Consider the following 12,373-nt stretch of genomic DNA (forward strand, 5'->3'; position numbering starts at 1 on the left):
AGCTCCCTTGCCCGCTCTTTGAAAACTGAAGACCAACCCCCTCCGGCCGAAAGCCAGGAGCCAACACCTCAAGAACTCTCTCCGACCAAACGAACCCACCGAGCAAGTAGGGTCCGACCTGCCCTACCTGCTTTGCCGGCGACGGAAGGCCTCCACCTTCGCGTCATTGAGAACCGAGTGAGTGACAACAAGGGCAAAAAGGCTGTAAATCCACGGCGGCAGGTTCCTGATTTCCAGTGGATCGCCGGGGAAGGAAGCCCTCGAATGTGGCGGAAACACCAGCTTGTCTGGCGCGTAGAATGTCCGGACAAGGGGATTCTCCTGGATATGAAACACGCGGGGAGACCCCAGGCCGTGTCCCAGACCGCCGTCCCAGACCAGAAAACCAAGGTCGCGGCTGACGAAGAAAGCCATGCCCTCTGGCGGGGCAGGTGTACCGGCTTATCCGCGTCACATTATTCATTGCATGCACCATTACGTTCCTGGGGTCAGCGAAACGGGTTGAAAACCGTCAATTCTCGGCTGCTTGTCGGATCACCGCGCGGGTCTTGTCGAGCGATGTCCGAGCGACGAGGAGGGGATCCTGGCGGTAGTAGTCGGGATTGAACAGCTCGATGGAGAGCGAACCGGTGTAGCCGATGCGGCGGAGGTCGCGGACAAGCTGTTTCAGCGGGGCGATGCCGTCGCCAGGGTGGACGCGGTGCTTGTCGGCGATCGACTCTTGCGGCGGGTTGGCCGGGTAATCGTTGAGATGAAAACCAGCCAACAAACGCGGGTTGAGGTGCGCGACGTCGGCCAAGTCCGATCCGCCGCGGTAGAGATGGAAAACGTCGGGCAGGATGCAGGCCTTGGGGTGGTGGGCCTCGATGGCGATCAGGACGGCCTGTCCGAGCCGGTGGATGGCCGGCGATGCTCCCCAGATCTCCACGGCGGGGATAACGCCGAACGGCTCGGCCAGTTCCAATAGCGCCCGATACCGCTCGGCGGCCTTGAGCAGATCGACGCCTTTGACATCGCCGGCCGGCGGGGCGGCTATGTGAGTCGCGCCGATCTGGGCAAGTTGCTCCATCCGACGCTTCGCCTCATCGAAGCCTTTGGCCCGCCGGGCGTCGTCGTCCGCCATCCACTCAAAGAACGCGATTGCCCCGGTGACCTTAAGGCCGTGATCCTTGATCCGCTTGTTCAGGTCCGACAGCGTGCCGCCATCGGCGACGTGCCGATCGAGTTCATCCACCCACGGTTCGATGCCCTGGTAACCAGCCTCGGCGGCGATGTCGATCACGCGGGCGATGGGCAGCTTGTGACCGCGGAGCGTGCTGGTGTTGAGGCTGATGATGAAGTCGCCATAGGGTTTGCTGGACGGCGTCTGCGCATCGGCTCGCGCGGCGCGGAGGCCAACGGCCGTCGCCAGACCGCCGGCAAGCAATTCACGTCGAGTCAGATTCGCGGGCAAGAGAGTTCTCCCCGGGTCTACCGAGGGGATGAACCCCTCGGCTCGTCGCCGGCCCCGGAATCCTTCCTGGGGCCTCTTGGGTCGCGGATTCCCGTCCTCACCGGCACCGAACGCGGAACGGATTCCGCCAAGAGAGGCGGCCCGAAAAGGATTCCGGGCTGAGCGACGGTGGCAATCATCGCGAGCCACCAAAAAGAAGCTTATGCCGTATATTGCAGCCTTCCTCCACCACATCAAATCCGGTGAACCGTGCGAGGCGGCGGGTGTCGGCCATGTGGTTGCCGTAGAAGATCACGCGGTGCAGGCCGTTGCTCCACTGTTCGAACATCTTGCGGGCGTCGGCGACCTTGACGGCGATCTTGGTACGACAGGCCCGGTCGACGTCGGGCACTGCGACGATCTTGCCGGTGGAGACCAGCATCGCACCGGTGCCGTAGCACTCCATCGGGCTGGCGGCCAGCATCGGCTTTTCCACCGGGGCGTACGGGTCGGCCTTAACCAGCTTGGCCATGGTGATCTCCTGGCCGACGCGCATGGCGACCTGCAACACCGCTCCCTTATGATCCTCGGTGTGGCTGCGGATGATGTACGGTGCGGCCTCGCCCTGGGGACCGTCCATCTTCGTCGCCGAGACGCAGTGGGCGTGGATCACGGTGTTGGTTGCGGTGTCAAAGACCGGGTCGGTGACGAAGCCGGGTTTGCCGGTCAGGTGCAGGTAGATGATCTGGGTCATGGTCGAGGGCAGGTCGGCCTCGCACACACCCACCAGGCCGAGGTCATTAAGTCTGGCGAACCCGAAGCACGGGTAGGCCGGCAGTCCCTTCTGTCCGAACAGGCCGAGGCAGTTGATGGTGATGGCCTGGGCCTTCGAGTCGGCCAGCACCTTCTGGAGCGCGAGGTTCATGCGGGCGCTCTTGGTGATCTCATCCTTCGACGGCTCGCGAATCTCCTTGGCGTTCTTGATCCACTGGTCGGCGTCGGCGCTGACCGCGGCATCGTCCATCGCGTTATAGACCTCAACCAGTTTCCTGTGATCGAAGTCGATGATCTCGGTGCCGAACTTGTCCTTGACCTCTTTGACGTAGTCGGCCGGAGCAGGCCGTCCTCCGCTGACGAACAGGACCCGCGTTTCCTTGAGGCGATGGATCGCACGGAAAGGGCGGATGGCATCGGCGGCGTCGGCGAAGTTGCTGCTGGGGATGACATCGATCTTCTTGCCGGCCCGCTGGAGGTCGGGCACGATGCACCATTCGTGGCCGCTGTAGGGGGTGGCGTAGAGCACGGTTGGTCGGCCACAGTCGGCCAAGCGGTTGACCAGATGGCTGGTGCCGATGCACACGATCACACCCAGTATGCCGTCAACGTCCTTGTGCTGCTCCAGCACCTTGTCGAGCGATTCGACGTTCTGGATCAGCGCATTGGAGAGGAACTCGACGTCCTCCATTCCGGGGACTTTGTCGATCTCCTGCTGCAGTCGTTTGGCTTCGGCGGGGATGTCCAGGTCCGGCCGTGGCCAGCCCGAGTGTGTCCCGCCGATGAAGACGCGCAGGACCCTGGTCTTGGTGTAGCCGGCTGCCGGGCCGGCCGCCTCGCCGCCCGCCGCCCAAGACATGCGACCAACGGCCGACGCGGCCACCAGGCCCGCCGACGCTCCGATCAACTCCCGCCTGCTCATGTTCGTGTTCATCGTCTCCTCCAGATCAACGCGCAGAAGGCCCATGATGTCCCCGCCGCGACAAGGCGGAAAGGGTGCTCGAGAATCGAACTGACAGTATAGCAGCCGGCGGGCGAGACACCAAGGCGAATGAGCATGCCTCGCTGAACGTCGAACGCTGCGTTACAAGCCGCCCCGGTAGGGGCGAAGGTGTTTAGCCAGGGGCGCGAGCCCCTGGGATTCATGTCGCGTTGATTCATGAGCCCCAGCGGGGCGACAGGTGCTCCTGCACAGATCAGGCCTTCTGCCGCCCCTTCGGGGCTGATCTGTTTTGGCGGTGTCTGTCCAGGGGCTTGCGCCCTTGGCTACATACCTGTGCCCCTTCAGGGCACATTGGCCGGTGTGCCGATTGTCAGGATCTTTGGGACAGCGAGGCCGTTGACACCCAGGAAACACGCAAGGGGTGCATGGCGGGGGGAGGCGAGGCACCCCCAACATCAATCGACGCGATCTTGCAGAATAGAAACAGGTTTCTATTCTGCAAGACCTGCTTCCGCGAAGACTGACAACTGAACACTGACGACTGATGACTTCCCCTGGCCTTGCCATTTCGCCCGTTCGCGGTTTTCATATTCGCCCCTGCATCATCAGAGGAGGAACGCATGCGGCGATATGTACTGTTTTGTCTGTTCGGCCTGATGCTGACCGGATCAATTCACGCGGAAGACCTGGTCTTCGTTCAGGATGGTTGGAAGCTGAAGGTTTCGGATCTCGGCAATATTGTCGGGCTGGCCAATACGGAGGGTGTCCAGTTGACCCAATCGGCGGCGGGGGACAACTTCATTCGTCTGGCCCTGGTCCCGCCCGGAGACGCGATCGCCGAGCCGGTCAAGGACACCATCGTCGTCTGCGACCGGCCGACCAAGACGGAACCGCGTTCGACCGGCGGCGCTTTTGAGTACGATCTCTCGCCACGGATTCCTCTTGTCGTCAAACACGAAATCAAATTCACCAAGATCAGAGGCTTTCCGGTGGTCCGGCGAGCAGTAACCCTTCAGCCGACCGCGCCGCCGCTGAAGCAGGATGTCATCCTGATGGTCGGCAACAACATCGCCTTGCCGGGAGCGAAGCATTCGGTGTTCACGCCGCGATACGACGGCCGGGGCGATGTGATCGAAAACGAGCCTGGCCGTCAGTGGGTCTGGCGGCTCAGCGGGCAGGCCCTGCCGCGCCAGGGCTCCCCGGAAGTCCTGGCGATACCTCTGGTCAGCGAATCGGCGGGGGACAAAACGCCGCGCCTGACACACATGGCCGACCCGTTCTTCAGCACGGGCTTCCTCCTGGCCGACAGCGCCACCTCTCGCGAGGGCGAGTTCAATTGCGTCTTTCTGGGCAGCAGAGTGCCGATGACCGAACCAGAGCAGCGGCTCTTCTGGACGGTGATTCAGGACGGCGGTCCCGAGAAGGCTCTGCAATCATGGTACGCCATCCCGCTGTCCGATGTGAAAGAGGGGCCGGACTGGTTGCACGACGTGGCTTGGCAGCACTATGACTATCTCAGTCACGGCGGCAAGGGCTGGTTCGACGACATTGACGCGGCCGAGAAGCTCATCCCCAAGGCCGAGCGATCAAAGATCGTCTTCACGCTGCACGGCTGGTACGACATGCTTGGTCGCTACACCTTCGACGAGAAGGCCGGCAAGCTGGATGACGAGTGGACGGCCTTCCCCAAGGCCGCCGAGATGAAGGACAAGGGCTTCCCGACGCTCGAACCCGTGAAGATGACCAAGGCCGAGATGCACCGGCGGATCAGGTACGCCAAAGAGAAAGGATTCAGGGTCTGCGTGTATTTCGCCGATGGCCTGACGGCTTGTGACGGGGCCGGATTCAACAAGGCCGAGGAGATACTGATTCCGGGCGGCTGGGTCGGGCCGGACACGGTCGGCGAGCCGTACATCCAGAACCCCGTTCATCCGAAGGTCTGTCAGCGATATGTGAGCTACCTGAAGGCTTTTCTGGCCGAGTATGGCCGTGAGATCGACGCATTGGTCTGGGATGAGACCTTCCAGATCCGAGCGGGGACACTCGCAGCGGGGGAGACTCGCGACTACCCCGACCGCGCCGTGATGAAACTGGTCCGCGATCTGACGCAGCTCGTCTCGACCACTCAACCCAAGGTCGCGTTTCTGGTCAGCGATTGCCAGGGAATGAGCTTCGACGGCAAGAACCACTGGCTCGACGTGCCCGGATACGCGATGATGGCCCATGGCTGCTACCAGGACAGCCACTGCGAGCCCGTGACCTGGCCTTATGGCATCTTCGCCAACTTCCGCAATGTGTTGTGGTCGTGTAACTGGCAAGCAGTGACACGCTTCGATTACACGGTCTTCGGCGTCGAGTATTACGGAGTACCGATCGCCACCTCCAACGGCTGGCTCGATGACAAGGGCATCGCCGGACTGAGCGAGAGCGACCTGGCGGCGGTGCTCAAACTCTATGAGAAGCGAAAGGGCCGGCGGCAGGAACTCAAGTGGCTGACCGGCCCGGCGCCGAAGATGAAGAAGTAGGCTGACAGGCTTCTAGACTGTTAGACCCTTAGGCTGTTAGCCTACTAGGCATTCCCGAAAATGGATCCTCGTGAAAGCCTAGTAACCCTAACAGCCCAACAGTCTGACAGACTCTTCTTACGCCGACACGTCCTCCCAGGCGATGCCCAGGTGCTTGATGGCGTAGCCGATTTCCTTCATGCAGTCGGTGTAGCCGGTCATCCAGTGGAAGCCGCGCATATCCTTGAGCAGCTTTTCCCAATCGCCCTTGATCGCAATGTCACTCTGCGAGCGGCAGATGTCGTGGAACGGATTGGCTTCCACTGTCCCGAGGGCGCCCACCCACTTCTTGCATTCGAAGTCGGGCACAACGTTGGTAACGACCTGACCGACCTTCATGGCCACCTTCGGAGCGGCGCCGTAGTCGGACTCGAAGTGGGTGTGAATCTCGACCGGCTCGTCGTTCTTGCCGTCCATCCTGCGCGGGGCGGTGCAGTGAGCGATGGTGACGGCGCCGTGGTGCGGCCATGTGGGGTCGTTGAGGAAGACCGGCAGGCCGGTGATGTTGTGCATGAGGATGCCGGAGGGGATGACCACGAAGTCGGACTCGCAAAACGCCAGGTAACCCTCATCGTTAAGCAGACTCAGGGGCAGGCAGGCGGTGGTCTGGGAGATGGGCATGATCGTGCCCATGCAGTGGTGGATAGTGAAGGCGGCGCAATCGTGCTCGGCCATCATGTCCTTGAAAGCCTTGTAGAGGACAAACGCATTCTCGACGTATTTCTTGTCGCATTTGAGCACGGTGTCGGGTTTGGCCAGGTACTCGGCGGCCTGCTTGCGGGCCTCGGCGACGACCTTGTCGTCCTTCCTCAGGGATTCCAGCCGCTTGGCAACGTCAGGGTATTCGATGGTGCGGATGTCCAAGCTCCATTTTTCCCGGGCGATCGGGGGGGCCAGGTTGCGCCCGGCACCCCAACCGCCGGGGCCGCCGACGGCTATGATGCGCGTTCCGAGCGTCTTGCGCAGGGCCAGCAGAGCCCGCATGCGCCACGCCAGATCGTCGTACTCATCGACGACCACGTCGTTGACGTCGATGCCCGTGTCGGCGTACTCATCGGTCGCTTTGCGCAGGAAATGGGGGTGAAGAATCTCGTAGTACAGGGACACCGGTCCGGAGCGATGTCGCAGGAAATACAGCGTCGGACGATCTTTGCCGGTGAGCATGTCCAGCCAATCGGGTGCGCCGCCGGCGGCGTAGATGAGCATGACGTCGCACTTGGTCTTGGCGACATTGCTCGCCTGGTCGCGGTCGGCGACCTTGGCGACGGGCAGGAACCTGATCGCCAACCCGGCCGACTCGGCCATTTGGCGAAGTTCTTTCTCGATTCGCGAGGCTTCCTCGTCAGCCTGGGCCTGAGTCTGGATCCCGCCCCACGGTCGCCAACTGGTCTGCTCCTGCCGTTGAGGAGTGATATAGGTCAACACCGGCTGGACAATCAGTTCCTTGGCTGGGACGAACTTCGGCTCGCCTCCCGCGGCGGCCTGCTGGGCGTGGGCCGACCGGGCGGCGACGGCCCAGCTTCCCACGGCCACGGAACCTGCGCCCACCAACAGGTTACGGCGAGAGAGTCCCACCTTCTTGGCGGCCTCGATTGCCGCCAGCAAACCCGATGAACAGCACGAGCAACCGCAAGAATGCCCGCTCTTCTCCAGACCCATCTGCCTTGCCATTCGATTAACCTCCTTATCGGTCGTCTTGACGCCCGCAGGACAGGCTTTCGGTCCGTCCCTGGACCGGCCGGGAACCGGTCCCGCACTGGCCGTCAGAACCGACCCTTCAACACTCCTCGACGACCTTGAACTTGAGCAGGGTCGCCAGATCCTTAATCGCATTGACGCGATCGCCGTAAACGATAACGCGGTGCAGTCCACCGCCGTAGTTGTTCAGCATCTTTCTTGCATCGGCCACGGTCGTGGTGATCTTGGTCCGGCAACCGCGGTCGCAATCGGGGTTGTCAACGATCGTGCCCGTCGAGACCAGCATGGTATCAAGATCAACCAGCTTCGCACAGGTGATCGCCTGTTGCAGCCGCATCTTGACCTGGAGCGACGCCCCTTTGTTGTCCTCCATGTGGCTGCGGATGATGTACGGGGCCCGTGGGCCGGTCGGTCCGTCCATGCGGGTGGCCGAGACACAGTGAGCATGAATGACGGTATTCTTCGCCGTGTCGATGACAGGGTCGCTGACAAACCCGGGGACGCCGAAGGCGTAGGTCAGCATGATCTGGGTGAGAGTCGAGTCCACGTCCGCCTCACAGACGCCCGTCAGCCCGATGTCGTTGAGCTTGGCGAACGCCAGGCAAGGATAGGCCGGCAGCCGTTTCTGGTGGAACATTCCGAGGCAGTTGATGGTGAAGGCCTGGGCGTGCTCCTCATTCATGATCGCCCGCAAGGCCAGGTATAACCGTCCGGACGCCACGAGCTCGGCCTCCGTCGGCTCGATGACCTTGACCGCGCCACGAATCCATTCCTGAGCTTCGGCTTGGGCGGCCTGGTCGCCGACGGCGCGATAGGCCATGTCGAGGCGTTCCGGAGTAATAGACACGACCGTCGGCCCGAGTTGCTCTTTGATCCGTGCGGTCAGCTCGGCGGGATACGGACCGGTGCTCAGGTGTACGATTCGGGTATCACGAAGCAGGTGAACCGTCCGGACGAGCCGCAAGGCGTCCGGGATCTCGTTGAAGTCGCTGGTCGACAGGCAAATCACGCGGTGACCGGCCTTCTGCAATGAAGCAACGACCGACCAGTCGTGTCCGCTGTAGGGCTGGGAGAACATGATGGTCGGCAGGCCCGTGGCGGTAAGCTTGCTTATGTGCTGGCCTACGGTCGAAGTGAGGTTGAACACCAACAGACCGTCGGGGTGTCCGAGAGCTTCGGCGGTACCCGGCACTTCCTCGGGCACGCGGTAGAGGTCACCGCCCTCGAATTGAATACCGCCCATCCGGTCCGCCATGCCGGCCAGGATGTCGTCGATGCGTTTCATTTCCGCTTGCACGTCGAGTGTGGGCTTCGGCCATGTCGGCACGGGCTTGGCGAGATAAACCTTACGGATGCGCGTCCGCGGCCGTCTGGTTATCGTCACCGCCTCGGCGGCTTCAACATCGCGGCTGATTCGTTGAGATTGCCGGCTGCACCCGACGGCCACGACGCCGGCGACTGCCGCCGCACCGAGAATCTCTCTTCGGCTCAGATCCATGCTCATCGCTCGTTACCTCTCTAAAGGGACGACAATACTCGACTTGGCGGCCTATTGTCCGCCAACAGGGGAGCGATTTCAACCTTTGGCGTGTGTTTCTTGTTCGTTCTTCTCCGGACGGTTAGCATGTCCCGTTGACCAGTCCGCAGGGCCGGAGCCGGTCTCAATTGGGGCGCACACACGAGGAGCCGTCACATGCCTGCCTCTTCAAGCAATTTGGTCGTCGTCATAACCGTACTGATTTGCTGCTGTTTGCTGCGGGCTTCAGACGTCCAGGCAACTGACATGTCCGAGGCCTTCGCGTTGTTTGAGAAACCGCGGCGTGAATATGCCACCGCGCCGCTGTGGGTGTGGAATGACATGCTGACCGAGGAGCAGGTTGTCGGCACGATGCGAGATCTGGCGGCCCAGAAAGTGATGCAGGTTTTTGTTCACCCGCGGCCGGGTCTGATGACTCCGTACCTGTCAAACGAATGGTTCCAGCTTTGGCGGGCGGCCCTGGCGGAGGCTGAGAAGCTGGACATGAACGTCTGGATCTACGACGAGAACTCCTATCCGTCGGGTTTTGCAGGCGGGTTCGTGCCGGAGGCGATGCCGGAATCGCGCGGACGCGGCCTTGAGATGAAAGAGTCCGTTGCGCCGCCGTCCTGGGGCGCGGACACAGTTGCGGTCTACCGGCTGGATGGCGAGAAGTACGAGAACGTGAGCCGGCAGATCCAAGCGAACGAGACGCTTTCCCCCGGCAAATATGTTGCCTGCCAGGTGCGACGGGCCCCGGACCAGGCTTGGACGGGCAATCGGTGTTACGTCGATCTGTTGTACCCCGGCGTGGTCGAGAAGTTCCTGGACGTGACAGCCGAGCGTTATCGACGGGAGATCGGCCAGCACTTCGGCAAGCGTGTGCCCGGCATCTTCACTGATGAGCCGCACCTCCAGCCGGCGGGTGGGCTTCCGTGGACGGAACGTCTGCCCGAAGCATTCGAGAAGCGATGGGGCTACTCGCTGCTCGATCATCTGATCTGCCTGAGCAAGCCTTTGGGCGACTACAAGCTGGTTCGGCACAACTACCTGCAGCTTCTCCACGAGCTGTTCGTCGAATGCTGGGGTAAGCCCTCGTTCGAGTTCTGCCGGCGGAACAACATCGAGTTCACCGGCCATTACTGGGAACACGAGTGGCCGTACTGCCTTCGCGTGCCCGACAGCATGGCCATGTATGCCTGGCACCAGCGCCCGGCCATCGACGTGCTGATGAACCAGTACAACCAGGACAGCCCGCAGGCCCAGTTCGGCAATGTCCGCATCGTCAAGGAACTGGCCGGCGTCGCCAACCAGTTGGGCCGCAGGCGCACGCTCTGCGAGGCCTACGGGGCCGGCGGCTGGGATTTGCGATTCGAGGACATGAAGCGGATCGGCGACTGGCTGTACGTGCTCGGCGTCAACACTCTGGATGAGCACCTGTCGTATATCAGCATTCGCGGGGCCCGCAAGCACGACCACCCGCAGTCGTTTTCGTACCACGAGCCGTGGTGGGATGCCTACCACGTATCGGCCGGGTACTTCGCCCGCCTGTCGGCGGCGATGTCGCAGGGCGAGCAGATCAATACGATCGCGCTGCTTGAGCCGACGACCACCGCCTGGATGTACAACTGCGGGCCGGACGGCGTTGCGATGATGGGAGAGCTCGGCAACAGCTTCCAGAAGCTCGTGACGACGCTGGCCCTGGCCCAGGTGGACTATGACATCCTTTGCGAAGACATTCTGGCACGGCATGGTGCGGCGGAAGGCAAGGGTCTTGTCGTCGGCAGGCGGAAGTATGAGGTTCTTGTTCTGCCGCCCATGACGGAGAACCTGAACGCGGCGACGGTCAAGCTGCTCGGCGATTATCTCAAGAGCGGCGGTCAAGTGTTGTCGTGCGGCGAGCCGCCCGCCCGGGTCGAAGGCAAGGAATCGCTGCGGGTCGCCGAGATGGCCCGATCGGGCAACTGGAAGCAGGTCACGGCTGATGAACTGCCTCGCCTGCTGCCGGGTATGAGCAAGGACGGCTTCGCGGTTCGGCAGGCGGCCGGTGATCGGGGCATCTTGTTCCATCACCGCCGGCAATTGAACGGCGGCGAATTGGTGTTCCTGGTCAATACCAGCCTGGATTCGTCGTGCTCGGCGAAGGTCGAGTCGGCCTGCGCGTCCGCGGAGAAGTGGGACATCGAGCAGGGCAAGGTTGAGCAGGTTGCTTATGAACAGACGGACAAAGGCATTCGCATTCCCGTCGAACTGGCCCCGGGCGGCAGCCTGCTGCTGGCCCTGCATAAGGATCGCCGCATCGGCCCCGCGCCGCCGCATGGTTCGGCTTCTCGCGACGAGGTCAGGCCCGGCGGCGAGGTGAAGATCCGCCGGGTGGATCCGAACGTGCTGACCATCGACTACGTGGACGTCACCACCAACAATCGAACGCGAGAGAACATCAACGTTCTTAAGGCGGCGAACTTCGTGTTTGCCGAGAACGGCCTCAAGAAGAACCCGTGGGACCGGGCAGTGCAATTCGAGGATGAACTCATCCGCCATCGCTTCTCGTCGAGCAGCGGGCTGGAGGCGGCCTATCGCTTCGTCATCCGCGAGAAGGTACCCGAGTCATTGTGTATCGTGATCGAGCGGGCGGACCTGTACAAGATCACGTGCAATGGCAAGGAGGTCAAGGCGGCCGAAGGGCAGTGGTGGCTGGACAAGGCCTTCGGCAAGATCGATATTGCCGCCACCGCCCAGATGGGCGAGAACCGCGTGGTGATCAAAGCCTCGCCGTTGACCATGTTCCACGAACTGGCGGCCGCATACGTGCTGGGCGATTTCAACCTTGAGCCGGCCGAGAAGGGCTTTGTGATCGTCCCGGCGAAGGACCTCAAGCTCGGCCCGTGGAACACGCAGGGATTGCCGCTGTATTCGCACAGTGTGGCGTATACGCGGTCCTTTGACGTCGGGTCGAAGAACGGCCGTTACTACGTCTCGCTGCCTGCATGGCTGGGCAGCGTCGCGGCGGTGAAGGTCAACGGCCAACTTGCCGGTTATGTCTGGCACCAGCCGTGGGAACTCGATGTCACTGACGTCCTGAAGCAATACGGCAACGACATCGAGGTCGTGGTGATCGGCACGCTCAAGAATACTCTGGGCCCGCACCATGGCAATCCCGGCCTCGGCTCGGCCTGGCCGGGAATGTGGGACAACGCCCCCGAACAGGGCCCGCCGCCGGGTGCGGAGTATTCCACAGTTGGCTACGGGCTGTTCGAACCATTCGTTCTGAAGCGCGGGTCGTGAGGAGACGCCGCGTGTCGACGGGGAAGACCGAGGCAGCGCAACGGCGGCGCTGGCATAGCTGTCAGGCAAAGGCGGGCGGGATGCGAACCCAGGTTCAGAGAACCTAGGCCACCCGAGTGGTGCCGACGCCCTCGTCGGCACTCTTTCCTGCCACGGTTGCC

At 62.3% G+C, this 12,373-nt stretch carries 7 protein-coding genes; 2 read left to right on the top strand and 5 right to left on the bottom strand.

What is annotated here, in order from left to right:
• Positions 1 to 123 precede the first annotated feature (123 nt).
• The 3 genes from PLL20_19010 to PLL20_19020 all read right to left on the bottom strand — a co-directional run bounded on the left by PLL20_19010 (position 124) and on the right by PLL20_19020 (position 3,173).
• Positions 124 to 414 carry a hypothetical protein gene (locus PLL20_19010; GenBank protein HPD32087.1) on the bottom strand — a complete coding sequence of 97 codons (291 nt, stop codon included), beginning with the start codon at positions 412 to 414 and terminating at the stop codon, positions 124 to 126.
• Positions 415 to 511: 97 nt separating this feature from the next.
• Positions 512 to 1,453: a sugar phosphate isomerase/epimerase gene (locus tag PLL20_19015; GenBank protein HPD32088.1), complete on the bottom strand. Its 942-nt coding sequence runs from the start codon at positions 1,451 to 1,453 to the stop codon at positions 512 to 514.
• A 175-nt stretch (positions 1,454 to 1,628) separates the two neighbouring features.
• Positions 1,629 to 3,173 (bottom strand): hypothetical protein, encoded by a 1,545-nt coding sequence (locus PLL20_19020; protein HPD32089.1) that lies wholly within the window; start codon positions 3,171 to 3,173, stop codon positions 1,629 to 1,631.
• Between the two features lie 596 nt (positions 3,174 to 3,769).
• Between PLL20_19020 and PLL20_19025 the strand changes: the two genes are divergently transcribed.
• Positions 3,770 to 5,674: a hypothetical protein gene (locus PLL20_19025; protein HPD32090.1), complete on the top strand. Its 1,905-nt coding sequence runs from the start codon at positions 3,770 to 3,772 to the stop codon at positions 5,672 to 5,674.
• A gap of 117 nt (positions 5,675 to 5,791) precedes the next feature.
• Here PLL20_19025 and PLL20_19030 read toward each other — a convergent pair whose 3' ends face one another.
• Positions 5,792 to 7,384, bottom strand: coding sequence for a sugar isomerase (locus PLL20_19030; protein HPD32091.1), 1,593 nt, complete (start codon positions 7,382 to 7,384; stop codon positions 5,792 to 5,794).
• Between the two features lie 106 nt (positions 7,385 to 7,490).
• Positions 7,491 to 8,915: a hypothetical protein gene (locus PLL20_19035; protein ID HPD32092.1), complete on the bottom strand. Its 1,425-nt coding sequence runs from the start codon at positions 8,913 to 8,915 to the stop codon at positions 7,491 to 7,493.
• Positions 8,916 to 9,104: 189 nt separating this feature from the next.
• On the opposite strand from PLL20_19035, the gene PLL20_19040 reads away from it, so the two are divergent.
• Entirely contained in the window at positions 9,105 to 12,212 is a 3,108-nt protein-coding gene (locus tag PLL20_19040; GenBank protein ID HPD32093.1) for a glycosyl hydrolase, read from the top strand.
• Positions 12,213 to 12,373: the final 161 nt, after the last annotated feature.

The organism is Phycisphaerae bacterium (assembly GCA_035384605.1).
Classification (GTDB): Bacteria; Planctomycetota; Phycisphaerae; order UBA1845; family PWPN01; genus JAUCQB01.

Bases quoted from the DNA above. Each gene is read 5' to 3' on its own strand.
- PLL20_19010 (HPD32087.1), bottom strand. From the start codon at position 414: ATGGCTTTCTTCGTCAGCCGCGACCTTGGTTTTCTGGTCTGGGACGGC.
- PLL20_19020 (HPD32089.1), bottom strand. From the start codon at position 3,173: ATGGGCCTTCTGCGCGTTGATCTGGAGGAGACGATGAACACGAACATG.
- PLL20_19025 (HPD32090.1), top strand. From the start codon at position 3,770: ATGCGGCGATATGTACTGTTTTGTCTGTTCGGCCTGATGCTGACCGGA.
- PLL20_19030 (HPD32091.1), bottom strand. From the start codon at position 7,384: ATGGCAAGGCAGATGGGTCTGGAGAAGAGCGGGCATTCTTGCGGTTGC.
- PLL20_19035 (HPD32092.1), bottom strand. From the start codon at position 8,915: ATGAGCATGGATCTGAGCCGAAGAGAGATTCTCGGTGCGGCGGCAGTC.
- PLL20_19040 (HPD32093.1), top strand. From the start codon at position 9,105: ATGCCTGCCTCTTCAAGCAATTTGGTCGTCGTCATAACCGTACTGATT.